The organism is Microbacterium immunditiarum (assembly GCF_013409785.1).
In the GTDB taxonomy this organism is placed as follows: domain Bacteria; phylum Actinomycetota; class Actinomycetes; order Actinomycetales; family Microbacteriaceae; genus Microbacterium; species Microbacterium immunditiarum.
In genome coordinates this window covers 77,125-103,272 of sequence record NZ_JACCBV010000001.1, presented here as the reverse complement: position 1 = coordinate 103,272, position 26,148 = coordinate 77,125, and the positions used below count along the sequence as shown (strand labels likewise).

The 26,148-nt window shown below is 65.7% G+C and carries 23 protein-coding genes and 2 pseudogenes; 20 read left to right on the top strand and 5 right to left on the bottom strand.

Going from position 1 to position 26,148, the window contains the following annotated elements; translation table 11 throughout:
• The first annotated feature begins 100 nt into the window (after positions 1-100).
• The 3 genes from BJ991_RS00430 (at position 101) to BJ991_RS00420 (ending at position 4,540) form a co-directional block, all read left to right on the top strand.
• A complete protein-coding gene (locus BJ991_RS00430) occupies positions 101-940 on the top strand; it encodes a pyruvate, water dikinase regulatory protein (RefSeq protein WP_179486503.1) in 840 nt (279 codons plus the stop codon).
• Positions 941-964: 24 nt separating this feature from the next.
• The gene (gene ppsA / locus BJ991_RS00425) at positions 965-3,409 is read left to right on the top strand and encodes a phosphoenolpyruvate synthase (RefSeq protein WP_179486502.1); all 2,445 of its coding nucleotides are present in this window, start codon (positions 965-967) and stop codon (positions 3,407-3,409) included.
• A gap of 66 nt (positions 3,410-3,475) precedes the next feature.
• Complete coding sequence (locus tag BJ991_RS00420) at positions 3,476-4,540, top strand: NAD-dependent epimerase/dehydratase family protein (protein ID WP_246301147.1); 1,065 nt, start codon at positions 3,476-3,478, stop codon at positions 4,538-4,540.
• Positions 4,541-5,188: 648 nt separating this feature from the next.
• Here the strand turns inward: BJ991_RS00420 and BJ991_RS00415 are convergent.
• Complete coding sequence (locus tag BJ991_RS00415; protein WP_246300992.1) at positions 5,189-6,550, bottom strand: site-specific integrase; 1,362 nt, start codon at positions 6,548-6,550, stop codon at positions 5,189-5,191.
• 50 nt (positions 6,551-6,600) lie between these two features.
• Between BJ991_RS00415 and BJ991_RS00410 the strand changes: the two genes are divergently transcribed.
• Complete coding sequence (locus BJ991_RS00410) at positions 6,601-6,819, top strand: helix-turn-helix domain-containing protein (RefSeq protein ID WP_179486500.1); 219 nt, start codon at positions 6,601-6,603, stop codon at positions 6,817-6,819.
• Between the two features lie 13 nt (positions 6,820-6,832).
• On the opposite strand, the gene BJ991_RS00405 is transcribed toward BJ991_RS00410, so the two are convergent.
• Positions 6,833-7,435, bottom strand: coding sequence for a hypothetical protein (locus tag BJ991_RS00405; RefSeq protein WP_246300991.1), 603 nt, complete (start codon positions 7,433-7,435; stop codon positions 6,833-6,835).
• Between the two features lie 115 nt (positions 7,436-7,550).
• Here BJ991_RS00405 and BJ991_RS00400 point away from each other — a divergent pair, with 115 nt between their 5' ends.
• The 11 genes and pseudogenes from BJ991_RS00400 (at position 7,551) to BJ991_RS00355 (ending at position 13,727) form a co-directional block, all read left to right on the top strand.
• Positions 7,551-8,207, top strand: a complete 657-nt coding sequence (locus BJ991_RS00400; RefSeq protein WP_179486499.1) for a ParA family protein — start codon at positions 7,551-7,553, stop codon at positions 8,205-8,207.
• A gap of 6 nt (positions 8,208-8,213) precedes the next feature.
• Positions 8,214-8,684, top strand: a complete 471-nt coding sequence (locus tag BJ991_RS18150) for a hypothetical protein (RefSeq protein WP_218852827.1) — start codon at positions 8,214-8,216, stop codon at positions 8,682-8,684.
• A gap of 248 nt (positions 8,685-8,932) precedes the next feature.
• The gene (locus tag BJ991_RS00390; protein ID WP_179486498.1) at positions 8,933-9,154 is read left to right on the top strand and encodes a hypothetical protein; all 222 of its coding nucleotides are present in this window, start codon (positions 8,933-8,935) and stop codon (positions 9,152-9,154) included.
• A gap of 27 nt (positions 9,155-9,181) precedes the next feature.
• On the top strand, positions 9,182-9,496 hold the full coding sequence (locus BJ991_RS00385; protein WP_179486497.1) for a hypothetical protein: 315 nt from the start codon (positions 9,182-9,184) through the stop codon (positions 9,494-9,496).
• 415 nt (positions 9,497-9,911) lie between these two features.
• Complete coding sequence (locus BJ991_RS00380; protein ID WP_179486496.1) at positions 9,912-10,973, top strand: hypothetical protein; 1,062 nt, start codon at positions 9,912-9,914, stop codon at positions 10,971-10,973.
• 142 nt (positions 10,974-11,115) lie between these two features.
• Entirely contained in the window at positions 11,116-11,346 is a 231-nt protein-coding gene (locus BJ991_RS00375; protein ID WP_179486495.1) for a hypothetical protein, read from the top strand.
• 196 nt (positions 11,347-11,542) lie between these two features.
• A complete protein-coding gene (locus tag BJ991_RS00370; protein ID WP_179486494.1) occupies positions 11,543-11,827 on the top strand; it encodes a nuclease-related domain-containing protein in 285 nt (94 codons plus the stop codon).
• Between the two features lie 100 nt (positions 11,828-11,927).
• A pseudogene (locus BJ991_RS18880) lies at positions 11,928-12,497 on the top strand (IS110 family transposase); the annotation flags it as partial.
• Positions 12,493-12,861, top strand: a pseudogene (locus BJ991_RS18875) (transposase); the annotation flags it as partial. The pseudogenes BJ991_RS18880 and BJ991_RS18875, both read left to right, overlap by 5 nt.
• A gap of 218 nt (positions 12,862-13,079) precedes the next feature.
• Positions 13,080-13,439 carry a hypothetical protein gene (locus BJ991_RS00360; RefSeq protein ID WP_179486493.1) on the top strand — a complete coding sequence of 120 codons (360 nt, stop codon included), beginning with the start codon at positions 13,080-13,082 and terminating at the stop codon, positions 13,437-13,439.
• 75 nt (positions 13,440-13,514) lie between these two features.
• Positions 13,515-13,727: a hypothetical protein gene (locus BJ991_RS00355; RefSeq protein ID WP_179486492.1), complete on the top strand. Its 213-nt coding sequence runs from the start codon at positions 13,515-13,517 to the stop codon at positions 13,725-13,727.
• Positions 13,728-13,799: 72 nt separating this feature from the next.
• Here the strand turns inward: BJ991_RS00355 and BJ991_RS00350 are convergent, their stop codons facing one another.
• From BJ991_RS00350 to BJ991_RS00340, 3 genes are all read right to left on the bottom strand, one after another.
• Positions 13,800-14,804, bottom strand: coding sequence for a zeta toxin family protein (locus BJ991_RS00350; protein ID WP_179486491.1), 1,005 nt, complete (start codon positions 14,802-14,804; stop codon positions 13,800-13,802).
• Positions 14,801-15,052: a hypothetical protein gene (locus BJ991_RS00345; protein WP_179486490.1), complete on the bottom strand. Its 252-nt coding sequence runs from the start codon at positions 15,050-15,052 to the stop codon at positions 14,801-14,803. The genes BJ991_RS00350 and BJ991_RS00345 overlap by 4 nt, the downstream gene beginning before the upstream one ends.
• A gap of 465 nt (positions 15,053-15,517) precedes the next feature.
• Complete coding sequence (locus tag BJ991_RS00340) at positions 15,518-16,744, bottom strand: ROK family transcriptional regulator (protein WP_179486489.1); 1,227 nt, start codon at positions 16,742-16,744, stop codon at positions 15,518-15,520.
• A gap of 194 nt (positions 16,745-16,938) precedes the next feature.
• On the opposite strand from BJ991_RS00340, the gene BJ991_RS00335 reads away from it, so the two are divergent.
• The 5 genes from BJ991_RS00335 to BJ991_RS00315 all read left to right on the top strand — a co-directional run bounded on the left by BJ991_RS00335 (position 16,939) and on the right by BJ991_RS00315 (position 26,140).
• Complete coding sequence (locus tag BJ991_RS00335) at positions 16,939-18,204, top strand: ABC transporter substrate-binding protein (RefSeq protein WP_343048569.1); 1,266 nt, start codon at positions 16,939-16,941, stop codon at positions 18,202-18,204.
• Between the two features lie 38 nt (positions 18,205-18,242).
• Positions 18,243-19,169, top strand: coding sequence for a carbohydrate ABC transporter permease (locus BJ991_RS00330; RefSeq protein ID WP_179486488.1), 927 nt, complete (start codon positions 18,243-18,245; stop codon positions 19,167-19,169).
• The gene (locus BJ991_RS00325) at positions 19,166-19,993 is read left to right on the top strand and encodes a carbohydrate ABC transporter permease (protein ID WP_179486487.1); all 828 of its coding nucleotides are present in this window, start codon (positions 19,166-19,168) and stop codon (positions 19,991-19,993) included. Before BJ991_RS00330 ends, BJ991_RS00325 begins: the two co-directional genes overlap by 4 nt.
• A 233-nt stretch (positions 19,994-20,226) precedes the next feature.
• On the top strand, positions 20,227-23,130 hold the full coding sequence (locus BJ991_RS00320; protein ID WP_179486486.1) for a GH92 family glycosyl hydrolase: 2,904 nt from the start codon (positions 20,227-20,229) through the stop codon (positions 23,128-23,130).
• Positions 23,117-26,140 (top strand): alpha-mannosidase, encoded by a 3,024-nt coding sequence (locus BJ991_RS00315; protein WP_179486485.1) that lies wholly within the window; start codon positions 23,117-23,119, stop codon positions 26,138-26,140. Before BJ991_RS00320 ends, BJ991_RS00315 begins: the two co-directional genes overlap by 14 nt.
• Positions 26,141-26,148: the final 8 nt, after the last annotated feature.

Below are 26,148 nucleotides of genomic sequence, written 5' to 3'. Positions count from 1 at the left end.
TTCGACTTCTAGCGCCGACTGGGCGCGCAGTCCGATGAGCGATCAGCCGTCGCGGGAGGCTATGCACAGTCGATCCCTCGTCCTTCAAGCAACGTGACTCATGTGCAGCACTGAGCCAAACCTCTGTGCCACGCAGCTACGAGCCGTGTTCTTCGTGTCGGACAGCACGGGCATCACCGCCGAGACGCTCGGCAGCGCGTTGCTCGCCAACTTCCCGGGCGTCGGGTTCCGGCGTCACACGATCCCCTTCGTCGACACCGCCGAAGGGGCCGCGAACGTGGTGCGTGAGATCGCGGCCGCCGACGCCGAAGGGCTCGCGCCGATCGTCTTCACGACGACGAAGGACGCCGTGGTGAGTCGGGTGCTCGCCGAGGCGCCGGCCACCCGCATCGACCTTCTCGGGGGGCACCTCACCGAGCTGGAGGCGACTCTCGGCACGACGGCGTCCGAGCAGCTCGGGCAGTACCACACCGTCGGCGACACCGAGACGTACTTCGCGCGGATGCGCGCGATCGAGTACGCGATCGAGCACGACGACGGGCAGAGCTCGAGAGCGCTCGATCTCGCGGACGTCATCGTCATCGCGCCGTCGCGGTGCGGCAAGACCCCGACGACGATGTACCTCGCGCTGCAGTACGGCCTGCTCGTGGCCAACTACCCGCTGACCGACGACGACTTCCCGACCGACGGCCTGCCGCCCATGGTCGCCCCGTACACGTCCCGCTGCTTCGGGCTGACCACAACGCCGCTGCGGCTGAGCCAGGTGCGCCACGAGCGCCGGCCGGACTCGCGCTACGCGAGCCTCGCGCAGTGCTCGCTCGAGCTGCGCCGTGCCGAGGACCTCTACCGCCGCAATCGCGTGCCGTTCCTCAACTCGTCGACCAAGAGCGTCGAGGAGATCTCGGCCGTGATCCTGCAGACGCTCAAGCTCCGCAACTGAAGACCTCACGAAGGAGAGTGCATCATGACCAACATCCTCTGGTTCGACGAAGTCGGCATGACCGACCTGCCGCAGGTGGGCGGCAAGAACGCCTCGCTCGGCGAGATGGTCTCGCATCTGACGGACCTCGGCGTGCGCGTGCCGGGCGGCTTCGCGACGACCGCCGACGCCTACCGTCGCTTCCTCGCCCACGACGGCCTGGGCGAGCGCATCCAGGCGCTCGTCGACGCGCTCGACATCGACGACGTCACCGAACTGGCACGCGTCGGCGGCGAGATCCGCTCGTGGATCGAGGCGCATCCGCTCCCGGGCGATCTCGAGCGCGACATCCGTGCCGCGTACGACCGGCTCATCGCGCAGGACGCCGATCCGGATGCCGTGACGTGGGCCGTGCGCTCGTCGGCGACCGCGGAAGACCTGCCGGACGCCTCGTTCGCGGGCCAGCAGGAGACGTTCCTCAACGTGGGCGGGGTCGACAACGTGCTCGCGGCGATCCGCAGCGTGTTCGCCTCGCTCTACAACGACCGTGCGATCGCGTACCGCGCCCACCACGGGTTCGACCACGGTGAGGTGGCGCTCTCGGCGGGCGTGCAGCGGATGGTGCGATCGGATGTCGGCGCCTCCGGCGTCATGTTCACCGTCGACACCGAGTCGGGGTTCGATCAGGCCGTGTTCGTCACGAGCGCGTACGGGCTCGGCGAGGCCGTCGTGCAGGGCGCCGTCAATCCCGACGAGTTCTACGTGTCCAAGCCCGCGCTGCGCGCCGGCCGACCCGCCGTGCTCAAGCGCTCGGTCGGCGAGAAGGCCATCGCGATGCGCTACACCGACAGCCTGGCGGCGGGTGCCAGCACGGAGTTCGTCGACGTGCCGCACGACGACCGCATCCGCTTCTCCGTGACCGACGCCGACGTCGAAGAGCTCGCCCGGCACGCCCTCGTCATCGAAGAGCACTATGGCCGGCCCATGGACATCGAGTGGGGCAAGGACGGTGTGGACGGACTCCTCTACATCCTCCAGGCGCGGCCGGAGACGGTCGTCTCGCGGGCGTCGGCGAACGTCATCCGCCGATTCCGCCTGCGCGAGCGCGGCACCGTCGCGATCGCCGGGCGCGCGATCGGGCAGCGCATCGGCGCGGGCCCCGTGCGGGTGCTCACCGACATCGCCCAGATGGACCGGTTCCGGGCCGGCGACGTGCTCGTCGCGGACATGACCGACCCCGACTGGGAGCCGATCATGAAGAAGGCCGCCGCGATCGTCACCAACCGCGGCGGGCGCACGTGCCACGCCGCGATCATCGCGCGCGAGCTCGGCATCCCCGCCGTCGTCGGCGCGGGCGACGCCACCAGGACGCTGCAGGACGGACGGGACGTGACGGTCTCGTGCGCCGAAGGCGACACGGGCTTCGTCTACGACGGCATCCTCGACTTCGTCGAAGAGGAGACCCACCTCGACAAGATGCCGCAATCGCCCGTCAAGATCATGATGAACGTCGGGACTCCCGATCAGGCGTTCTCGTTCTCGCGCCTCCCGCACCGCGGAGTCGGCCTTGCCCGGCTCGAGTTCATCATCAACCGGCAGATCGGCATCCATCCGCGGGCCCTGCTCGACTACGGCTCGGGGGCCCTCCCCGACAAGCTGCGCGACGAGATCGCGGAGCGCATCGCCGCCTACCCGTCAGCCCGCGACTACTACGTGCAGCGGGTGGCCGAGGGTGTCTCGATGATCGCGGCCGCGTTCGCGCCCGAGCCGGTGATCGTGCGGATGAGCGACTTCAAGACGAACGAGTACGCCAACCTCATCGGCGGCGACCTGTACGAGCCGCACGAGGAGAACCCGATGATCGGCTACCGCGGCGCGTCCCGCTACATCTCCACCGACTTCCGCGAGTGCTTCGACATGGAGTGCGAAGCGATCCGGCACGTGCGCGACGACATGGGCTTCACCAACGTGCAGGTCATGGTCCCCTTCGTCCGCACGGTCGGCGAGGGCCACGCCGTCGTCGAGCTGCTCGCCGAGAACGGCCTGCGCCGCGGCGTCAACGACCTCAAGGTCATCATGATGTGCGAAGTGCCCACCAACGCCCTGCTCGCCGACGACTACCTCGAGTTCTTCGACGGGTTCTCGATCGGGTCGAACGACATGACCCAGCTCGCCCTCGGCCTCGACCGCGACTCCGCGCTCGTCGCCGACACGTTCGACGAGCGCGACCCCGCCGTGCTCAAGCTGCTCTCGATGGCGATCGAGGCCTGCCGCGCCCGAGGCAAGTACGTCGGCATCTGCGGCCAGGGCCCGAGCGATCACCCGGACCTCGCCGAGTGGCTCGTCGCACAAGGCATCGAGTCGGTGTCGCTCAACCCCGACACCGTCGTCGAGACGTGGCTGCGGCTCGCACGCACGGCGGCGGAGCCGGCTGCTCTATCGCACTTCGGGCATCCGGCAGCCTCGTCGTTGGGCGTTCGAAGTCGCTAATGATGCTCGCCGATTCGAAGGGGATTTGAACGCGAGCCGCGGCAGCAAGCTCGGAGGGTGCGCAACATGAAGGTGCTAGTTCTAGGTGGCACCCGATTCATCGGTCCGCATCTAGTGCGTGCTCTGGTCAGCCGGGATCACGCTGTCACAGTGTTTCGGCGTGGACACACTCGAGCAGAGCTACCGCGGGCAGTGGAAGCTATCGTTGGGGACCGAGAGCGAGACGTAACCGCTCTCATCGGTCGAGCTTGGGACTCAGCGATTGATCTGTCCGCATACACCGCCGACTGGGTCAGACGGACCGGGCTGATCCTGCATGATCGAGTTGCTCACTACACGTTCGTGTCCTCTAACGCTGTCTACTCTGACCAGAACTTACATAGCTGGACTGTTGAAGGAGACGCGGTCCATGACCCGAGCGTCGAGCAGCTCACCAGGCTTCGCGCATACGGAGCGGGGAAGGTGGCCGCCGAACGAGCGGCCGAGGAACTGTTCCCCGGTCGGCTGCTAACGATCCGCCCGGGCTGGGTGTTCGGTCCAGGGAACACGTTTCCGCCGAGTACATACTTGGCGGCCAGAGCTGCACGTGGTGGCGAGATGCTCGTGGCCGGTGACGAGGGGGCTATCGTCCAGTTCCTTGACGTGCGGGACTTAGCGAGCTGGCTGGTACTGCAGATAGAGGCGTTCGCTACGGGGCTCCACAACCTCGCGGGGCCAGTACCGCAGGCCACTCTTGGAGACGTGGTTGGTGAGCTTTCCAGAGCCTTCGGGACTCGGGTGGAGTGGGTCGGACCCGAGTGGTTCATAGCCCAGCCTGAGCGGCACACCCTCGAGAGTCTCCTCTTCTGGACAGATCAGCGCGACGACACCGCTGAAACTCATCGCGCTGGATTCCTCCACACGATGAGGAATGACATCGGACGTGCTCGACAGGCTGGGCTCGTTACTCGCCCCGGTGCGGAGACACTAATCGACGCGGCACGTTGGCTTGAGCTGGAGCTTGGGGGGGTCGACGGACAGGAGTCCCGGTCGAGGGCTTCGTTGTGGCCGCGATCAACTGAGTGGGAGCACATCCTCGATGTGGAGCAATCGCTCCTGAGTCGACGCGGGAGGCTCAGGTCTCCGAGATGAAGCCACATCGGTGGGGGCGCACCATCGCGACTCAAGGCCGTGCTGAAAGGCTTCGGAGTGCCAGACGATCGCGACGATTGTGAAAGACGCTCCGTGGTCCGCGGGGAGCTCAAGGATTGGCGGCTGGCTGATCGATCTCCTCTGAAGGGGACCTCGATTCCAATCGGCCAGGGCCAACCGACCCATCTGGGCGCTGCCGAGCTCCTTTCACTACGACTCAGAATCGTGAGGTCACCGAGATTCGAAGAAGCATCCGCATCGCTCCGGACCGGGCGCGCGCGGCAGTGACTCGTCAGGCCGTTGAAGACCGTGCCCACGAACTGCCCACAGACGAGTCACATTCAACTCCGATGCAGTGGGCCGAGCAGGCATCTCTGCCTGACTGGATCAGCGTCATATCAAGCATTCCGAGCGAACCGGGACGGGCGAACCCCCCCAATGTCGGGTTCAAATCCCACCGTCACCGCCAAGATCCGGGCCCCGAAAACCGCGTAATTCCGCGAGTTTCGGGGCCTTCGGTCTCTGCCCGATCGGGTCCGTGCGTAAGAATCGCGTAAAACGGGTCTGAAGCACCCCGTTGGGCGATCTCGTCAGTCTCCGCGAACCCCGCGTGCGGCATGCTCGAGATCAGGCGCGAAGTCAGCGTGGTTACTGACTCGGGAGTTCGTCCGGGGCGATGGAAAGCTCCCACACCCGGTACGAAGCCGGAGCGTCGCTGTGATCCGTGGAGCGCGCGGCGCGCACCCACGCGTCTGCCCCGGCACGGTTCTCGCACGCGGCAACCGGGATCGGACCCACCGTCACCACCCACACGATCCTCACGGCGTCCGGCGATGCTGTGATCGCGGCCTGAGCCTTCGGCCCGGCCGACTCTGTCAGAACATAGACATCTTGGCGTGCCCGGCCAAGCGCACCCGCGACGTCGTCGAGGTCCTCGTCGAAGAGATCGGCGTAGATGTCGAGGGTCATCGCTGCTGACGCGTGGCCGAGCATCCGCTGCACGACCTTCACGTTCGCGCCGGCGCTGATGGCGAGACTCGCGGCCGTGTGACGCATGTCGTGAGGAGTGACGCGCTGGAAGAGCGGGTCCTCCTTCATGGCGCGTCTGACTGCCGCCGCGAACCATCCGTCTCGGGAGTTGGGAAGCTTCAGGGGAGCGCCGCCAGTCCCGAACAGGAATGCGTCTGGGGCCTTTCTGACAGCAGAAGCGCGGAGGACATCATCCAAGAACTCCGGGTAGGGCACCGACCGCGAGGCATGCGACTTGGGCGACCCGATGTGAACTGTGCCGTTCACCATCACCGCGTTCTCCTGCACGAAGACGCGTCGCCGCGTCAGGTTGAGGTCACGAACACGAAGGCCGGTCATCTCACCCCAGCGAAGTCCTGTGTAAGCGAGGAAGTACACGACTTCCGGGTACTTCGATGTTGCGGCAAGCCGCTCGACTTGGCCGTGCGTGAGGTAAACGCGTCGCTTCGCTCGCTTCCTCGGCAGGCGCATGCCTCGCACGGAGTTCTCCGCGATCCTTCGATCTCTGACGGCGACGTCGAGGATTGCGGAGAGGATTCCGTGAGATCGAATCACCGTCACGGCGCCGACGTCTGCCGCAAGTTCGGTGACCCAACTGCGTACGTCGCTGTAGCGGACAGCTCCGATCTGAAACGTCGCCCATCGCGGCTCGACATGGTTGCGCCACGCCGACTCGATCGGGTGGAACGAGGACGGCTTCAGGACAGTCGCCTGATCGAGGAGCCAGTCCTGCGCGAGTTCACCAACTGTGATGCGCGCATCGCCGGGATCGATGTATTGGTTGTCGTTGATCGAAACGGTGACGTCGGCGAGGTAGTCCTCGGCCTCGCGCTTCGTGGCGAAACCGCGCTTGCCCGCGTGGGTGCCGTCCGGCTTCTTGTACCGGACCTCATACCTCTTGCCGCTCCGAGTGCGGTATGGCTGAACACTGCCCATCTCGATGACCTCTTGACTGAGTGTATCTATTAGTGCTCTACTCATGTCAAACAAAGCGGGGCTTAGACATGCAGAAAGTGAGTGGAGGGCACGACATGGAACGCGTGGTCACCGGAGCTGGACTGCTACGGCCTGATCAGGTCGCAACGATCCTCGGCGTCTCAGTCAACACACTGGCGATCTGGCGCCACAATCGGCGCGGGCCGAGCTTCCTGAAGTTCGGGCGGCAGGTGCGCTACCCGAGCGATGTCATCGATGAATTCCTCGAGCGCTCGCGCAGGGTCTGCAACCCAGAGATCTCGCGCAAGCGTTGAGGAGTATCGCGATCTACTGGCGCGCTTGCCGCCCTGCGTTGTAGTTCATTCCGACGAGCCGGCCAGCATTCCGAGCCTCGATGATCCACGCCGATGCGGTGCGGTGGGGGATGCCGAGTTCCGTCTGCAATAGTCGGGCCGGCGGTAGCCCGGCCAGCGCCGCGGCGCCGTAGAGCAGCTCCACGACCTCCATTCGCACCTCTGACCCGCCGCGCCGCACGACCTCGGCCGCGATCGCAGGGGGAAGGATGCGGCCCTTCGCTGTCGTGAGGTCAGCGACGCTGACCCAGTCGGCGAGTGGGTCGGCTTCGTCGTCGAGGGTCAGGAAGATGCAGCGGGGCGCGGCATCCTGGACGACCCCCTGCAGGCGCACCTTCGAGACCGTCGGGTAGTTCACCTCGACGTCGTCTCGAACGGCGCGAACCGACACGCGCTTGATCACGTAGCGACCCTCTGTCGCCTTGTACTGAGCCTCGACAGTCGTCTGGACACCGAGGTCGGCGTCCACCGACAAAGCGACGAACGCCGGCACGATCCGCAGCGACGATCCCACCGACAACGTCGCATGCGCAGGCGCGACGGCAGAGCCGTCGGATGTCGTCACGTCAACAGGCATGGCCCCAGTCTGTCTAACCGCGGGCGGCCTTCGCATCTGCCTCTTGCATAGCGTAGCTAATAGTGCTTCACTCATGTCAAACCAGCCCATCCATACACAGATGGAGGCGTGTGACATGAAGACCATCGCGATCGCGAACCAGAAGGGCGGCGTCGGCAAGACGACCGTCACGATGCAGCTCGCGGCGACTCTGTCCCGACGCCACCGGGTGCTCGTGGTCGACGTCGACCCGCAGAGGTCGACGATGTGGTGGGCCGAGAACGCCGTCGAACGTCTGCCGTTCGACTTCGCCGGCAGTCAGCAGCCCGGCGTACTCGCGCGTCTGCACCGCCTGGACATCGACTACGACTTCGTCGTGGTCGACACCCCTGGCAATCTCGAGGCCGCGAGCATCCTCGAGACGGTCCTCGACGCAGCCGACTTCGTGCTCGTGCCGCAGACGCCTGAACCCCTTGCCGTGGATCCGACCGAGCGCACGATCCAACGGCTCATCGAGCCACGCGGACTCCGATACTCCGTGCTGCTGAACCGCATTGATCCCCGCATTCCGAGTCAGCTGAAGTTCTGGACCGAGCGACTCGACACCGATTGGGGTGTGCCGCGGTTCGAGACGCATTGGCGGCAGTACAAGATCCACGCGGAGGCGCCGGTTCTCGGGCAACTGGTCACCAGCATCCCCGATAACCAGCGCAACGCCGGCCTGATCGCCGACGTCACGAGGCTCGGATACGAGATGGTCGAGCAATTCGCGACGGCCGGTGTCGGGATGTGATGACGGATGCCGAAGGTCGACCTCGCGGACAAGCTGAGCGCCGCGCGCGCCCGTGTCGACGCCGAGCTGCCTGAATTCGTCGACGCTGAGGCGCCGATGTTCGCTCGCCTCACCCGCAAAGAGACACGACTGCGCGAGGACCAGTACGCAGAGCTGTCCGCGCTGGCGCGCTCGTTGATGCGCCGCCGGCGCGTGAAGGGCGAGCGCATCACCGAGAACACACTCATCCGCGTCGCGGTCGACCTCCTCCTCGCTCGTCGCGATGAGCTGCGGGGCTCCGACGAGGACGAACTCCGGAAGTCTGTAACTCACGGAGTCGCGGAGTTGCAGACTCCAGTAGCCCAGCAGTCCCGCAGTGACGGACTCCGGCAGTCGGGCACTCCGGTTGTATGTGACTCCGACAGCCCGGCACCGCGGCTGTTCGCACCCTTGGCACTCGCCGGCTCACCAGTACCGACCATCGGGGTCGTCTCGTGAGCGCCGACCTCTCGACGCCGGTTCCTGGCGAGACCCCCGCCGAGGCGGGGGAGCGGATCAGGGCGGCGTGCCCGATCAGAGGTGACAGAGCGACGAATGCCGACTGCAAAGCGCGGCGGGAACTGATCGACAAGACCCTCGGCGCCCGCGGCGTAACGCCCGGGCCGAGCGTTTGGCATACGGCGCAACTGATAGATGGCGCGATCACCGGGGTATGGGCGAACTCGGTCGACGAGGCGGAGATCAGCGTGACCCTGTGGCACGGCCAGCGCTGCCACTGGATCGTCGCCGATGGGCAGAGCGGTGTGTTCACCGAGTACTTCCCACGGGGGAGACGCACGGCCGCGGACGTCGGTCGCACGTTCCCGCTCGGGCCACCGCGGCGGACGCGCGATCAGTTCGCACCCGCGACATCGCTACTCGACGGCATCTGGATCCCGACGTCGCAGTCCGGTCGAGGCCTCGCATGACCACGAAACAGAACGAAGGAGAAAGCAATGACTGACCACACGACACCTGCGAAGCAGGACGATCCCATCGCCGATATGCGGGTCCGGCTCGGTCTCGTGGCGCTGAGCTACTTCCCCGAGATCCACGCGGTCGAGCCGGACTACCGCCTCACGGACGACGTCGCCTGGGTGCTGGAACCGATCGCCGAGTTCATCGCCGAGGAGGGATCGACCCTCGCCGAGCTGGTTGCCCGCACGGTGATCGACCCGACCGCGTATCGCGAAGAACTCATGGATGCTCTGAATGGGCTGCCGATTCCACGAGACGGAGAGCCCGGTGACGGCGCCGGAGCGGTCGGCTGACGATCGTCGCGCCGCTGCAAGTGCGAGGCGGGCGCGCTGGGCCGCCGCCAATCCTGAGAGGGTCCGCGCGAAGGCGCGGCAGTGGCGGGAAGCGAACAAAGAGCATCGCGCCGAGTACCAACGTGTCTGGAAGGACGCGAACAGAGATCGAGTGCGGGCGCAACGTCGTGAGTCCGAGGCTCGGCGGCGCAAGCGTCAACTCGCTCGGGTCGAGCACCGCGCACGGTCACGGGCGCGGTATTGGGCTGATCCGGAGCGCGAGCGGGCACGAAGCCGGGCATACCGCAGAGAGCATCCCGAGCGTGTACGGGAGTATCAGCGACGCTTTCGTGAGAACCATCCCGAGCGTGCTCGTGAGCAAAGCCGTCACGCCTCAAGACGGTGGCGAGATGCGAACGCGGACCGCGAGCGTGAGGTGCAGCGCGAGCGCGCCCGTGAGCGGCGGATACGAAACCCTGATGCGCAAAAGCAGTGGTACGCGCAGAACCTCGAGCGCGAACGTGCCCGGGGACGGGAAGCGAGCAAGCGTCGACAACGTCTGAAGACGCTCGGCCTGCCGCCGCGACGCATCGAGCGCGTTTTCGCGGCAGAGAAGCGGGCAAACGCGACGGCTGCGGACGAGTTCTTCAGCCATAGGCGGGACCGCACTGAGAAGCGGCAACTGAAGCTCGAGCTGCGCAAAGTCCCTCACGCCAGGAGCGGGCATGAGGTGGCGAACATGCGCAGGACGCCACAAGGAAACCTCTCGGCACTGGAGCCCTCGGGAGAGTTGCCCAGGGTGCGAGACCAGTCCGCCGCGGACACCTACTTCGCTCGCCGCCGCTCCCGCGATGAGATCCGGCAGCTTCAGCGCGAGCGGGTCTCCAACATCGACCCGATGCGCGCGTACAAGGCGGCACTGAGCGAGAAGACGCCTGCTGATCTACTCCGGGCGTTCGAGGCTCGATCCGCTCTCGGCCGCCGCCGGGCGGAGTTACGGGCGGCCTTGCCGGCCCTTCGTGAGCGAGTCACAGACGCCCAAATGGAGCGGTTGCACGAAGAGGTCCGTCTGGACGCTGTCGCCGCGCACTCCCACAAGCGGGCACTCGTCGACCACGAGGCGGAAGTGCAGCGGCGCGTGACACTCCTCGCGATCGAGGCGTTCCACGCCTCGCGCCCATACCGATCCAAGACGGCCTTCCGCGATCAGCCGAACGCCCGCGCACACACGGAGCTGGCTCTCGACCAAGTCCGGAGTCCTGACTGGTGGCGCACCGCGAGCCACGAGGACATCGCGACCATCCACCTGCTTGCGCGCGATCCAGCGGCGGCTCCCGAGGAAACCCGCCGAGAGCTCATGCAGAACCTCAATCGAGGCACGGTCGCCAAGTTCGGCATGCCCGCGCGCGAGCTCCTGCGTGGCGACGCCACATCCGCCCCGCACCCGGCTCTCATTCATCAGCAGACACGCGGACCGACAGGTAGTTCGCTTCGATAACCGCGTCAAGGGCGCTTCGCGTTCTCCTGCGGAGAATGGCCCTTCGGGCCACCCTTGACCCGGCTCTCTCCGCTCACCGTTCGGCAAGGAGGCCGAATGGCCAGGGCCATCCGGCACGGATCACACGGAGGGGATCGGGACGATGCAGACGACGACCGTCGAACAACTGGCCGACGAACTCGCGATCGCGAAGCAGGTGTTCGAGACGTGGGCAGTCGAAGTCGCTCGCGACTACCTGGCCGGCAGCCTGCCCGAACTGTGCGACGGCCCCCGCGACGAAGCCGCCGACATGCGCGCGGAAGGCGAACGCCTGCTCAACAAATGGAAGGCCGCGGGCAACGCACTGCTGGAGCACATCCACAGCACTCGGTGACGCGCGCGCTGATACCGTCGGCAGGGTGACGCTTGCACTGGGGCCAGGCGACAAACGGATGCGGTTGCGCTACTCCGGCGCATGCCGACTGTGTGGCAACCCGTTGCCTGCGGGAGCCGACGCCATATACGAACGGGACTCGAGAACCGTGCGCTGCGTCGAGTGCGCGTCGACGGCAGCCGCAGATGATTCTGGCGTGGCCGGCGCATCCGCGCGGCGGGAGCACGCGCGCCGCCAGAGCAATCGCGAGCAGCGGATCCGTGAGGACCATCCGAAGCTGGGCGGACTCATCCTGGCCCTGACCGATGACCCGCAGAGCACCCGGGCGTGGGAACGTGGGGCGATCGGCGAAGAGCTCCTGGCAAAGCGACTCAAAGATCTGCCGCCAAACGTTCGCATATTGCACGACCGCCGCATCCCAGGCGCCCGTGCGAACATCGACAGAGAGCATGGGGACGGGCCAGTTCTAGTGGCGGCCTGACTTCGAATATCACTGACGCGTGCGGCGTGAAGATGGGATCGCTGGTCTCTTGGTTCCCGGTCTGACTCTGAAGGCTCATTGACGCCGTTGGGCTGTCCTTATGTGGATTTGTCGGCCGCTACCGGGGCTGGCGCGCTGTCATCGACGCGACGGCCGTGACTTGATAGGAGCTTGCTGCAACAGGCCCGTCTCTGTGCTGTCCGACCGTCACGCCGACGACTTCACCACCCATCGGATGAAGGACGGTAGGACCAGCATGACAAAGGAACTCGTCTCGCGGATCGTCGTCGGCGGCGTCGACACGCACAAGCTCACTCACCACGCGGCCGTCCTGGACGCCGCATCCGGGAAGCTGCTCTCAGATCAGGAGTTCGTTGCGAACCCCGCCGGGTACGCGGGGATGCTGGCCTGGTTCCTCGAGCACGGGACAATCGGGAAAGTCGGTGTCGAAGGCACCGGGTCATATGGGGCCGGTCTGCAACGTCATCTGCAGGCCAGCGGCGTCGCTGTGATCGAAGTGGCGCGGCAGAACCGGCAGGTACGTAGAGCGCGCGGCAAGTCGGACCCGATCGACGCGATTAACGCGGCGCGCGCCACGCTCAGCGAGGTAGCGACAACGATCCCGAAGGACCGCACCGGATTCGTTGAAGCAATTCGGTTGATCCGTGCGACCCGGCGGAGTGCCGTCAAAGCGCGTCGTTCCACTATCAACCAGATCCACGGCGTCCTCTGGAGCGCCCCCGAACAGTTGCGCGCTCAGCTGGGTGGTTACGATCGCGCGGCGCTGGTGGCTCGATGCGCGCGTCTGCGCATCACGGACGGCAGCGACGACCCGGCCGCCACCGCCCGACGAATGCTGCGTCGCCTCGCCCGAAGCCGCGGGGCAGATCATCGCGACCGCCGGCGAGAACATCGACCGACTCCACTCCGAAGCCGCTCTCGCCCGCATCTGCGGCGTCGCACCCATCCCCGCGAGCTCGGGCAACACCACCAGACACCGACTCCACCGTGGCGGCGACCGCGAAGCGAACTCCGCGATCCACCTGATCGTGATCAACCGCCTCCGATGGCACGCCCCCACGCGCGCTTACATGGCCCGACGCATCACCGACGGCAAGACGAAGAAGGAGATCATCCGCTGCCTCAAACGAGCCGTCGTCCGCGAGCTCTACCGCGCCCTGAAAGCCGACCTTCTGCCCACTTGACAATGCATAGGAGCATCCACATCGTCGTCGCCCCTTCCGGAGTGTGGGTGATCGACGCGAAGCGCTACAAAGGCAAGCGCCCAGCCTTGCACGTGGAGGGCGGAATATTGCGGCCGCGCGTCGAATCGCTCCGGATCGGTGGCCGCGACGGAACGAAGCTCGTCGATGGCGTCCAGTCTCAGGTCGCACGTGTCTCGGCCGTTCTCGCTGGCGTCGACGTGGCAGTTATAGGCGCTCTGTGCTTTCTCGAAGGCGATCGGCCGCTCATCGGTGGCGCATTCACCGTGAATGGGATTGACGTCGTGTGGCCCCGGTTGCTGGTAACGAGGATCAGCGACGCGCCCGACCGTGGTGTTGATGTGGACGCGATCCACACTCTGCTCGCGAGGGCGTTTCCGCCCGCATAGGTGTGTCCCCCCACGAGTGTCCGAGCCCCGGAGGACAGTTGAATGCGAGGCCATCACCACGAGGGGAGGCCCGACATGACGCGCGAAATCATGATCGCGGTGCTCATTGCGGTGTCCGCGGCGGGCGGCATCGGGCTGATCGTCGGCATGCCAGTCGTTGCGATGAGCGCGGCACGCGGGAACGGACGGATGCTGCGGCGCAGCGTCCTGGTCGTCGTGCTGCTCTTCGCGCTCGGAGTGGCGGCATCTGTCGTCCTCGGTGCCGTCACTGGCGACATGTTCAGCTGACATCGCTCCGCGGCTGAGCGATTGCGCGCAATGCCGCATCGGGCACCTTGCGTGCATGCCCGAGCCGCCGCGTCAGCGCGAGATGCCGCGGCCCGACTGCGGCACGGCGATGACCGGCGCCGCAAGGTCAACTGGTTCGAGATCGAGGGATGCCGCGCGCCGCAGCGTTGCGAGCTGTCCGGCCAACGCGGCCTCGGTCGCGGGCCGAGCCTCAGATCCCGCCGGCAGCTGAAGGCGGGGCACGACCTCGTTGAGCGCGACCTCGTGCAGCTCGGTTAGCAGCTCGGCGACCGGCCGCTCGACCTTACCGGCCGACAGAGCGAACGCGGTCATTGCGCGCAGCTCCGACAGCCAGCGCATCGACTCAGCGCCCGACATCGAAACGGAACGCTCGCGGTCGAGGGCTGCGCCGGCACCCTCGAAGCCCGCGTCTCGCTCGGCGTCGAAGGCTGCAGACCCGTCGCGCGCGATGACAGTGAGCCGTCCGACCGACGGCGACTCCTCGAGTTCGGCGACGAGTTCACGCGTTCCATACCATCCGCTGTCGTGGATCGCGAGACTCGTGAACCGTGACGCTCGCCCAGCCTGCGCATCCAGCAGGTAGCGAGATGCCGCCGCTAAGAGACTCTCCGCGCGCGGGGTCGCGACCACGACGACGCGAGTGGTGAATCCGTGCTGCTCGAACAGCTCGGCCGTTCCAAGCGCGACATCCGGCGTGTGGAACGTACCCTCCAGGAGCAACGATCGACCCGTGGTTCGCGCGTGTACGAGGCAGTCGCGGAGCCACCCTGCTGTCGACTCGGCGAGGATCTGCGGGGCTTCGACCGATCGAGATCGTGCCAGTTCGAGGAACTGTGGGTGGAACGGGCGCAGGTCGTCGCCGCTGAGGGGCACCATGTCAGAGGAGTGCTCCGACAGTAGGCGCGACGTCGCACGCGACTTGCCGGCACCAGACTGTCCGCCGAGGAGCAGGAGTGTCGGAGCGTTGGGCTTCGGAACTTCGGGGAACACGATCGGAAGGATCGACTCCTCGAAGATCCGCCGGCGTTCTGCCTCGGAGGGCATCCAGTCGCTCATGTCGAGTTCCCGGAAAGTTCGGCTGCCCTGGCGTCGAGGCAGTCACGGAGCGCGTCGACGGCCGCGCGATCGTACCCATCGACTTGGAACACATCGCGGCGAATTGAGGCAGCTTCGGTGCCCGCGGCTGACTGCTCGATCGCGCCCTCGGCTGCGCGGCGCAGAACGAGTGCCACGACACTGTTCGCCGCCTCACGCATGGCGTCATATGCGACGACATCGTTCGCACGCCAGGCGGACATACTCACTGCACGTCGCCTCCTTAGCACGCAGTCTAGCGATCAGCTCGGAGGGGCATGCGCGTAGCGGTGGAGTAGGGCATAGCCCGGCGCTTCGACTCCTTGTGTAGACGTGGGCGATTTCAGCATCATCGGGAAGCGACAGCTCGAGCTCATGCCCCGGCCGGAGGACCTGCAGAGTGACACTGGGCGTCCTTGTGTCCGGCCATGGCGCAACCCTGCGCGCTCGGACGAGAGGTGCGATTTCGTTGCAGAGTCCAGCCGCGCTTGTCGCCGCGGGGGCATCTGCTGGCTGCTGTGCCTTTGGGCACAGTCGTCGCCGTCGAATGAAGCGGCAAATTCCCTGATGAGGGTATCCCGTGGAGAGGTCGCAGGGTACTCGAACCAAACCAGGCGACGAACGCGTGGGGAACATCGGCAGTCGACGCCAGCCCGGATCAGGTGTCAGGGGACTGTGGACCGACCATCTCCAAGTCACACGAGCAGAAGCGCCGACGCGTGAGGCGAGAGGCTAGCGTCGAGCACCATCGCGGCGCCGCCGCGGGCGGCGGTGAACTCTCCTTCCGTGGCAGCTTGAAGCGTCAGGGGTGAGAGAGGTGCGACCATGCGAGCGCCTATGAGCTCGGGCAGTTGTGGCAGTGCGAGATGGGCGATCCGGTTCCAGGCCGGTCCGCCCATGACCACCGTTTGGACATCCAAGAGATTGACCAGGGCTGCGATGCCTCTGGCGAGGCCACGGGTAATTCCTCTCACGATCTCGACGCACTCGGCATCGCCGGTGTCCGCCCGGTGGCAGATCGACGTGAAGTACGCCTCGGCGGCGGCCACGTCGATCAACGACGGGTCGGCGTCGACCACCCCGCTCTGCGCTGCTCGGGTGACCACAGAAATCGGATCGCACGCTTGGCCGAGCGTGAGCACGCGCCGCCGCCCGCCTTCCTCGAGCGATTCCCCCACGATGAGGTCGCCGATCTCTCCGATGTTGTTATGAGAGCCCCGCAGGATCACTCCGTCCATCACTATCCCGGCCCCGATGCCGGCGCCGACGTAGACGAAGATAAAGCTCGGTCGGTCGGCGTGGGCCCTCGACCAGGCTTCGCCGGTGGCTGCCGCCGTCACATCCTTATCGAGCAACACCCGAAGCCCGGTGGCCTCTCGAACCTTCGAGCGCAACGCGACGCGCTCCCATCCGGGAAGAAGTGGCGGGTTGATCACGGTCCCCGTCGTGATGTCGAGCGGTCCCGGCGCAGCGATGCCCAGACCGAGCACAGCGTCCCGCTCCACGCCAGCATCGACCAGCGACCGGTGAGTGCAGTCTGCGATAAGCCCAACCGCATCGTCAGGAGTGACTGTGTGGGGCAAAGCAGTTGACGACCGATGCAGCAGATCTCCGGACGCATCGAGCACCACGCATGTGAGACGTGCCGGATCGAGATGAACACCGACCGAGACTTGCGTCGCTGCCCGAACGACGAGTGGAATACGAGGCTTCCCACGCCCAGGGGAGAAGATCGGCTCGCGTTCCTCGATGACTTGATCTTCGATCAGTCGGCGGACGATGTTGCTGACTGTTTGCGCCGTCAGGCCCGTCGACTCGACAAGCTCGACGCGGCTGATTCCGAATCGGGACCGCCGGACTGCGTCGAAGACGACCGCTCGGTTGAAGCCACCCAATCGAGTGATGTTCGAGCCCCGGGACATGCCACGCCTTTCTGGCCTCGCCTTATAACGATTCACTCCACCAGTTGCGCCGCGCACACCGGGGGTTGTACTGTCGTCGATGTTCAAATCCATCATAGTGATTTGAACGACCGGCACACAGTGCAAACGTACCAATGGAGGTCGCAATGAGCATGTTTTCGTCCGGTAGGAGGCCCGTCGCAGCACTCGCGTCGGTGGCTTCGGTCGCAACCGTACTGGCACTCGCGGGGTGCTCGAGCACCCCAGATGACGGCACCGTACAGCTGAGTTATCTCATCGATGAAGGAGAGACGGTCTTCGCGCAGGCGAGCTCGCTCGTAGAGGCGTTCGAGGCCGAGAACCCCGATATCCAGATCGAGATCGAGACACGGCCGGGCGGCGGGGAGGGAGACAACCTCATGCGCACGCGGCTTGCCACTGGCGACATCACCGACATCTTCAACTACAACTCCGGATCGCTCCTGCAGGCTCTCAACCCCGCACAGAACATGCTTCCGCTGACTGACGACCCGATGCTCGACTCGGTGAACCCGGCTTTCACTGAAGTCGTGTCGGCCGACGGGCAGATCTTCGGCGTCCCCTTCGGCACTGCGCTGGCTGGCGGCATGTTCTACAACAAGAAGGTGTTCGCCGAACATGGACTCGAGGTGCCGACCACCTGGGACGAGTTCATTGCGAACAACGAGACACTCAAGGCCGCGGGTGAGGTCCCCGTCATCCAGAGCCTTGCCGACTCCACGTCGGCTCAGATGTGGGTGCTCACCGATTTCTTCAACGTGCAGGCGGCCGTACCGGACTTCGCCGAGAAGTACACCAAGAATGAGGCGCACTTCGCCGACACTCCAGCGGCGCTCGCCAGCTTCGAGCACCAGCAGGAGATGTTCGACAAGGGGTACTACAACGCCGACTACGCATCCGCCGAGTATGACGACGCCGTGGAGATGGTGGCCACTGGTGAGGGTGCGCAGTACCCGTCCCTCACGTGGATCGCGACCGTCCTCAGCGAGACCTATCCCGATCAGATGGACGACATCGGCTACTTTCCGATGCCCGGGGCATCCGCTGACAAGAATGGGGCTACCGTCTGGTATCCCTCGGGCGTCTTCATCTCCAAGAAGACCGCGCACCCCGAAGAGGCCAAGAAGTTCCTGGCGTTCGTTGCGAGCACCGAAGCGTGCAACTCGTTCACGAGTGTCGGTGCGATCAACGGCCCGTTCCTGATCGAGGGGTGCGAGCTCGGCGACGATGTACCGCAGCTTGTGACCGAAGCCGCTGCCTTCGTGGACGCCGAGGGCAAGAACGCCCCTGCGCTCGAGTTCGTCTCCCCTGTGAAGGGACCGGCCTTGCCGCAGATCACCGTTGAGCTCGGCATCGGTGCTACCACCGCGGTCGACGCTGCCCGCCGCTACGACGAGGACGTCAAGAAGCAGGCGCAGCAACTCGGGCTCGAGGGCTGGTGATTCGTCCGGTGCCCGGCGCGACTAAGTCGGGGGATTCGATGACGCTGCCCACAGCGGTTTCTCGACCGACGGTCGGCCGGGCGCCGGCACGCCAGGCCTTCCGGCGGTGGCGGTCCAGCCCCTACCCCGTGTGGTTCTACCTTCCGGCGGCCATTCTCTACCTGACATTGTTCATTGCCCCGACGTTCATGTCGTTCTTCTTCAGCCTGACACGCTGGACCCTGTTCGACTGGCAATTCATCGGGCTTGAGAACTTCCGGCAGTTCTTCGCCGAGCCGGGGCTCGTCGCCTCGCTGGGGAACACCTTCCTTTATGCGGGAATCACCGCCGCTGCGAAGGTGGTCATCGGCATGGCCCTCGGTTTGCTGCTGACCTCGGCGGTCATCGGGAGAACGTTGTTGCGCTCGCTCGTCTTCTTTCCGGTACTGGTGAGCACGATCGGCGTGGGAATCACATTCAAGGTGCTTATGCACCCGACCGACGGCCTCATCAACACCACGTTGTCGTTCTTCGGGATCGCCGGACCGGGGTGGCTCACCGACCCGCACCTGGCACTCATCTCAGTCACGATCGTCGACGTCTGGAAGGGAGTCGGCCTGGCCACGGTGATCTATATGGCGGGAATCGTGTCGATTTCGAGCGACTATCGCGACGCCGCGATGGTCGACGGAGCCGGGGCCTGGAACCGCTTCCGGCACATCACGTTGCCGCTGCTTCGGCCGGCCACCTCGACGGTCCTGTTGCTGGCGTTCATCGGTGGACTGCGCTCGTTCGAGCTCATTTGGGCTATGACCGGGGGCGGCCCCGGTTTTGCATCCGACGTCTTGGCCTCGGTCATATACAAGCAGTACCAGGCGGGTTTCTACGGACTGTCCACCGCGGGCAACGTCGTGCTCTTCATCGTCGTGGCCGCCATAGCCTTCCCACTCAATCACTACCTCAACAAGAGAGAGGTCGACAGATGAGGACTGCTCGTCGTGTGGTGCTGTCCGCTACGGCGTTGGTGGTGGCGATCGTTGTCTTCGTTGTTCCGTTCCTGTTCATCCTGCTGACATCGTCGAAAGATCGAGCCGACGCGTCGCGACTGGAATTTGCCTTCCCGGAACAGTTCCAGTTCTTCGAGAACATGATCGCAGTACTGCAGACGCGCGACTGGATGCTGGTGCGGGCGTTCGTGAACAGCACGGTCCTGACTGTCGTCAGTGTGGCCCTCATGGTTGTGTTCGCCGCGATGGTCGGATTCGTGCTGCAGCGCCGGCGTTCGCGGCTGAACGGCCTGATCAACGCGATGGTGATCGCCGGACTCATCATTCCGCCCGCGATCGTACCGACAATCTGGGTCCTGCAGGGACTCGGACTGTACGCCACATTGCCGGGTCTCATCCTCATCGAGGTGGCGTACAGCCTCTCGTTCTGCATTGTCCTGTATCGCGCTTTCATCTCCACCATCCCGAAAGAGCTGGACGAGGCGGCCATCCTTGACGGCGCGACAGGACTGCAGCTGTTCTTCCGCGTGATTCTCCCGCTGCTCAAACCGGTCACGGTCACCGTCATCGTCGTGAACACCGTGGCGGTGTTCAATGACTTCACTAATCCGCTGTACTACTTGCCGGGTGATGCGAACGCGACCGTGCAGTTGACTCTCTACAACTTCCAGAGCGAGTTCAGCACGTCTTGGAACTACCTGTTCATGGATATCCTCCTCATCACGATTCCGCCGCTGATCGTCTTCCTCCTGTTCAACCGCCAGATCGTCGCGGGAATGACGGCCGGAGCCGTGAAGGGATGACGAACGTACAGGCAGTGTTCGGCCCCGGACCCGATACCGCCGTCGCAGCTCTACCCGGTGTGGGATTGCGATGGGCGGAACCCCTGTGCATCCGATTGCCCCGGGGGGACGGGCCCTGGACCGCCGATCTGCCGCTGGACTGGTCCGGGCGCACGATCGAGGATGGCCTGCACCTTAGGTGGCTAGTGTTCCCGGTTGCCGGCGACGGTCCCGCGCGATGGCATGCGACTGCGGTGTCGCTCGACGTCGAGTTCGATGACGGGACGCGCCTCGGCTGCCATGACGTCACGGATCAGTACGGAGGTCGCGTCGACGCCGCAGCCCAGGGCGCGGACCAACGGCTCTGGGTCGACCAATGGAACGCGCGCAGCGTCGATCTCTCCGCGTTGGCGGGCCGGAAGATCCGGTCGGTCCGCGCCGTGGGGCAGTTGTCCGCGCACGCAGAGTTGACCGTGTTCCTGGACGACGTGGCCCTGTCCTCGCCCGCGCCACGCACCGCCAATCGGCTCGATTGGGTATCGACAACGCGTGGCAGCCACTCGTCCCGGGCGTTCTCGCGGGGCAACACCGCGCCGCTCGTCGGCCTGCCGCACGGAGGGGTGTTCGGTTTGCCGATGACCGACGCGGCTTCCCTGTCCTGGCCCTACTCATACGCGGGGCACCGACGCGACGCGCTCAATCGCCCTGTCCTCGAGGCGTTCGCTACGTCCCATCTTCCGAGCCCGTGGATCCCCGATCGCGGCGTCATGCAAGTCATGCCGAGTCTGGAGAGGGAACCGGATTGCGCCCCGTCCGCACGCGGACTGGGCTTCTCTCGCGAGCAGGAACGGGCCCGAGGCCATGTGTACGAGGTCACGCTGGACGGCGGCATCCGTGTCGAGCTCACGGCATCGCAGTTCGCCGTCGCGCTTCGCTTCACCTACCCCGATCGGGGTGGATCCGTCATCGTCGATCACCTCGGGTCGGCGACGCTGTCGACGCTGAGGCACGAGCGCGACGAGCTTGTGATCGAAGGCATGCTCGACGACTGTCCCGGAACGCCGCCGCACGCCGTGCACATCCGGATCGCGGCGGCCGGAGCGCCGCACATCGACGATTCGGTGCGGGGCTTCGTTCCGGTGGCCCCCGGACCTTCAGGCGTCGTAGACGTCATCATCGCCCTGTCAACGATCGACATCTCCCAGGCGCGAGCCAATGCTCGCGCGGCCGGTGGTTTCGACGACGTCAGCGCCCACGCTCGAGCGGAGTGGACGCGAGCGCTGAGCGTCCTGGACGTCGAGGGGTGCAGCGACGACCAGCGGACCGCGCTATTCTCCGGTCTGTACCGCGCGTTCCTCTATCCCAACCGCTTCGGTGAGTTCGCCGACCGCGTCGGGCCGGCGCACCGCAACGTTTACGACCTCGCTCGCGTGGAAGCTGGCGAGCTGACTACCACCCATGGCTTCTGGGACACCTACCGCACCGTGTGGCCGTTGCTGGCGCTGTTTGTTCCCGACGACGCGGGTGCTCTCGCAGACGGCTTCCTCGGCCACGCTCGCACCTACGGATGGACTCCGAGGTGGAGCGCGCCCGGACCCGTCGACTGCATGACGGGGACGTCATTCGACATCGTGCTCGCCGACCTGGACGCGAGAGGTGTCGAGGGGTTCGACCTGTTGGCGGCGTACGACTCGGTTGTCAAGAACGCCACGGTTCCCGCGTCCGACCCGCGCATCGGGCGGGCAGGGCTGACCGATGCCATCTTCCGCGGATGGACAGCCACCGACACCCATGAGGGACTGTCGTGGACGCTCGACAACGCCATCAACGACGCGGCAGCGGCACGGCTCGCCCGTCGCGCCGGGCAGTCGGAGCATCCGGGCGACGACCTCCACGACTTCGCGGCGGAGGCCGAATACTTCGCGCGCCGTGCGCTCGCTTACCGGGCGGTCTTCGACCCGACCACCGCGATGTTCCGTGGTCGAACGGAAGATGGACGCTGGCGCGAGCCGTTCGATCCGGATGAGTGGGGCAACGACTACACCGAGACCAATGCCTGGGGCACGCGCTTCACGGCGCATCACGACGGCGCGGGCCTCGTTGCCCTGTACGGTGGAGAGAAGCGGCTGATCTCCGCCCTGGACACGACATTCGCTCGCGCGGAGACCGCGGCGCCGCATCTGACGGGGCACTACGGCGCGATCATTCACGAGATGTCAGAGGCGCGCGAAGTGCGCCTGGGCATGGTCGCGATGTCGAATCAGCCCGCCCACCACATCCCATTCATGTACATGTTCGCGGGCGAGCACGACACGGCACATCGGATCGTCGGCGACGTCCTCGACCGACTGTTCGTCGGATCCGACCTGGGACAGGGCTACCCCGGTGATGAGGATAACGGAGAAATGTCGGCCTGGTATGTGCTGGCTACACTCGGCCTCTACCCCCTCGTCCCCGGCAGCGGCACGTTCGTGCTGGTGCCGCCGCGTGTGCGCAGAAGCACTCTGCGACCGCTCGGACGTGCGGAGCTCGTGATTGAGATCGTGGCCGGCTCGCCGGGAGACCGGTACATCAGTGCGGTGCGTATCGATGGGCGTGCCTGGGATCGGATTGAGGTGCCCCATGCCGTCCTCGCGCAGGCTGGGCGAATCGAGTTCGAGCTGAGCGATCAGGCTCGAGGATGGGCGCGCGACTCGCGTCCCGAGTCGTTTAGTTCTGTGTCCGGTCACGGCGCGCTCATCGAGGACCTGATCTCAGAGGTCTCCGGAGAACCGCGGGGGGTGGCGTCGCTCGCGGATGACCGAGGGCTGACCTCCGTAGTCCTCGCCGCCGGTGATTGTCTTCGCGCCCGCCTGGTGGCCGCCGTCCCGATCGGCTTGTACACGCTAACCGTCGACGAGCCACAGACGGCCGCCTGGCGTATCGATCTCGTCGGCGCGGACGGCGTCGTCCTGGCGAGCGACACGCGGAGCGCGCGCTTCCGTTGGCATCGTCAGACCAGACCGTTCCGTGTTGGGCCGACGACCGCGCCTGTCTCGCACGTCGAACTGACGTTGCTCTCTTCCGCGTCGCTGCGGCAGTGGGAGGTCTTCGCGCACGAAGCGCCTGCGGCGAGTGACAACTCCGTAAGTACAAAGGACACCGATGCACATCACTGACTCTCTGACCATCGAACGCGCGCAGCGGGTGCTGCGGGAGCGCATCGCCCCGGCGGTGTACTCGCAGACGGCCCCCCTGACTGTCGAAGAACAGCGCCTGTCTGGAGAGCCGATCCCGTTCGACAAGGCGCTCGAGGGGACGTTCCAGCCGCATGCCCCAGGTAGTGCCTGGGGCGCCGCGTGGGGGACTACTTGGTTCCGCATCACCGGCGCGGTGCCAGCCGAATGGTCCGGCCGCACGGTCGAAGCCGTCATCGACCTCGGATTCGACACCCGCATGGCCGGCTTCCAATGCGAGGGGCTTGTGCATCGACCCGACGGCACGGCCGTGAAGGCGCTGAATCCCGATAACCAGTGGGTGCGGATCGCCGATGCGGCGCGGGGCGGCGAGAGCGTCGAGTTGTATATCGAGGCCGCGGCCAACCCCGTCATCCTCGATCGCGACCATCGCTTCGCGCCGACCGACGAGGGCGACGTGCACACGTCGTCGCCTGCGTTGATCTACACCACACGGCGAATCGAGCTCGCGGTGTTCGAGCGCGAAGTGTGGGACCTTCTGCTCGACCTCGAGGTTCTCCTCGAACTCGTGGTCGAGCTGCCGGTCGAGCCGCGGCGGGCGAAGATCCTGCAAGCGCTGGACGATTCCCTCGACGCTTTGCACCTCCAAGACATTCCCGGCACTGCGGCCGCCGCCCGGGCGGCGCTCGGCCCCGTGCTCGCGATGCCCGCGAGCGCCAGCGCCCACGACATCCTGGCGGTCGGGCACTCGCACATCGACAGTGCGTGGCTGTGGCCGCTGCGGGAGACCCGACGCAAAGTGGCACGGACGACGTCCTCGATGCTGTCGTTGCTGGAAACCGACGAGGACTTCGTGTACAGCATGTCGAGCGCGCAGCAATTCGACTGGATCCGCAAGGAGCGCCCCGAACTGTGGGGGCGGATCACACGGGCGGTCGCGGACGGTCGCTTCATCCCGGTCGGCGGAATGTGGGTCGAAAGCGACACCGTCATGCCATCCGGCGAGTCCCTCGCCCGGCAGTTCCTCTACGGCCAGCGGTTCTTCGACCGCGAGTTCGGCGAGCGCTCGCGTGGCGTGTGGCTCCCTGACAGCTTCGGCTATTCACCCGCTCTGCCGCAGTTGATCCGGCGGGCGGGATTCGACTGGTTCTTCACGCAGAAGATCTCGTGGAACCAGACGAACCGCTTCCCGCATCACACGTTCGAATGGGAAGGCATCGACGGGTCGCGTGTGCTCACGCACTTCTCTCCGATGGATACCTACGCTTCCACTCTGGCAGGCGACGAGCTGGCCAAAGCCTCTCGCCAGTTCGCCGAGAGTCGGGTGGCGAACGAATCCATTGCACCTGTCGGCTACGGCGACGGGGGTGGCGGAACAACACGTGAGATGCTGGGGCGCGCGGCACGCCTGTCCGACCTTGAAGGAAGTCCGAGGGTGCGCTGGGCGAGCCCTGACGAGCTGTACGCGAGAGCTGCCGAGGTCGGCACCCTCCCGGTCTGGGTCGGTGAGCTATACCTCGAGATGCACCGCGCGACCCTCACAACACACCACCAGATGAAGTGGGGCAATCGTCGCGCGGAGGAGCGTCTGCTCGAAGCAGAGTTGTGGGCAGCCACGGCTGCGCTGCGCGTCGGCGCCGACTACCCCTACGACGAGCTCGACGAGCTGTGGGAAACGGTCCTTCTGCATCAGTTCCACGACATCCTCCCCGGCACTTCCATCGCCTGGGTTCACCGTGAGGCACGAGAGCGATACGCGGAGGTGTTGGGGCGTGCCGACGCGATCATCGATGAGGCACTCGGCCGGCTGGTTGGGGAGGGCGATCAGCGCATTCAGGTCAACCCGACGCCTTTCGCGATCCATGCAACGCCGCCCGGCGGGGGCGCTGCCGATAGCGCAACCACCGACGCTGCAGCGACGACCCTCGTGCGTCGCGACTCCTCCTTTGTGCTCGATAACGGCGTGATCCGCGTTGTGATCGACCAGTCCGGCCACATTGCATCTGCGGTAGACCTCCGCGCCGGGCGCGACATCATCCCGGCAGGCACCGTCGCTAATCGTCTGCGTCTGTACCAGGACTTCCCCAACAAATGGGACGCCTGGGACATTGACGAGTTCTATCGCAACGCCGAGCACGAGATCGGCGAAGTCGAGCACATCGAGGCGGATGTGACGAATGCGACGGCGGGCGTCTTCGTACGTCGACGCATCTCGGACTCGTCCACCGTGGAGCAGCGGCTGTCGTTGGCGCCTGGAGAGCGTGTGCTGCAGATCGAGCAGACCGTCGAGTGGCACGAGACGGAGAAGCTTCTCAAGATCGCATTCCCGCTCGACATTCACGCGGATTCGAGCGTCGCCGAGACGCAGTTCGGCTACGTGCGTCGCCCCACCCATACGAACACGAGCTGGGATGCGGCGCGGTTCGAGACCTCCATGCATCGCTACGTCCTTATCGAGGAACCCGGGTTCGGCGCCGCGGTGGTGAACGATTCCTCCTACGGGTTCGATGTGACGCGCGAGCCTGGCGAGCACGGATCAGTGTCGTGCCTGCGTATCTCCTTGCTGCGCGCGCCGCGCTATCCCGATCCGCTGACAGACCAGGGCACGCACACCCACCGATTGGGGCTGGTCGTGGGTGCCGACATCGCCGCGGCGACCCGTCACGGGTACTTGATCAACGCGCATGACCGTGTTCGCACCGGGGAGCGCGGATTCGACCCCCTCGTCGAAATCGTGGGCGACGGGCTTGTCGTCTCGAGCGTCAAGCTGGCGGCCGACCGGTCTGGTGCGCTCATAGTACGCGTGTACGAGTCGCTCGGTCGACGCTCGCGCGGCCATCTCCGAGCTCGATTCGCTGTGGCATCGGCGCACGAGGCCTCGCTCATTGAGGACGTGGGTGCACCGGTCGAGCAGGACGAGAGTGGCGTGATTCTCGATCTGGCGCCGTTCGAAGTAAGGACGCTTCGACTGTCGCCGATCGCCGAGATGTAGGTGCACCC

What these genes read in the sequence shown, in the direction of transcription:
- BJ991_RS00405 (WP_246300991.1), bottom strand. Translation starts at nt 7,435, where the DNA reads ATGCCTGTTGACGTGACGACATCCGACGGCTCTGCCGTCGCGCCTGCG.
- BJ991_RS00375 (WP_179486495.1), top strand. Translation starts at nt 11,116, where the DNA reads ATGCAGACGACGACCGTCGAACAACTGGCCGACGAACTCGCGATCGCG.
- BJ991_RS00415 (WP_246300992.1), bottom strand. Translation starts at nt 6,550, where the DNA reads ATGAGTAGAGCACTAATAGATACACTCAGTCAAGAGGTCATCGAGATG.
- BJ991_RS18150 (WP_218852827.1), top strand. Translation starts at nt 8,214, where the DNA reads ATGCCGAAGGTCGACCTCGCGGACAAGCTGAGCGCCGCGCGCGCCCGT.
- BJ991_RS00400 (WP_179486499.1), top strand. Translation starts at nt 7,551, where the DNA reads ATGAAGACCATCGCGATCGCGAACCAGAAGGGCGGCGTCGGCAAGACG.
- ppsA (WP_179486502.1), top strand. Translation starts at nt 965, where the DNA reads ATGACCAACATCCTCTGGTTCGACGAAGTCGGCATGACCGACCTGCCG.
- BJ991_RS00325 (WP_179486487.1), top strand. Translation starts at nt 19,166, where the DNA reads ATGAGGACTGCTCGTCGTGTGGTGCTGTCCGCTACGGCGTTGGTGGTG.
- BJ991_RS00330 (WP_179486488.1), top strand. Translation starts at nt 18,243, where the DNA reads ATGACGCTGCCCACAGCGGTTTCTCGACCGACGGTCGGCCGGGCGCCG.
- BJ991_RS00385 (WP_179486497.1), top strand. Translation starts at nt 9,182, where the DNA reads ATGACTGACCACACGACACCTGCGAAGCAGGACGATCCCATCGCCGAT.
- BJ991_RS00420 (WP_246301147.1), top strand. Translation starts at nt 3,476, where the DNA reads ATGAAGGTGCTAGTTCTAGGTGGCACCCGATTCATCGGTCCGCATCTA.
- BJ991_RS00355 (WP_179486492.1), top strand. Translation starts at nt 13,515, where the DNA reads ATGACGCGCGAAATCATGATCGCGGTGCTCATTGCGGTGTCCGCGGCG.
- BJ991_RS00340 (WP_179486489.1), bottom strand. Translation starts at nt 16,744, where the DNA reads ATGTCCCGGGGCTCGAACATCACTCGATTGGGTGGCTTCAACCGAGCG.
- BJ991_RS00315 (WP_179486485.1), top strand. Translation starts at nt 23,117, where the DNA reads ATGCACATCACTGACTCTCTGACCATCGAACGCGCGCAGCGGGTGCTG.
- BJ991_RS00430 (WP_179486503.1), top strand. Translation starts at nt 101, where the DNA reads ATGTGCAGCACTGAGCCAAACCTCTGTGCCACGCAGCTACGAGCCGTG.
- BJ991_RS00350 (WP_179486491.1), bottom strand. Translation starts at nt 14,804, where the DNA reads ATGAGCGACTGGATGCCCTCCGAGGCAGAACGCCGGCGGATCTTCGAG.
- BJ991_RS00410 (WP_179486500.1), top strand. Translation starts at nt 6,601, where the DNA reads ATGGAACGCGTGGTCACCGGAGCTGGACTGCTACGGCCTGATCAGGTC.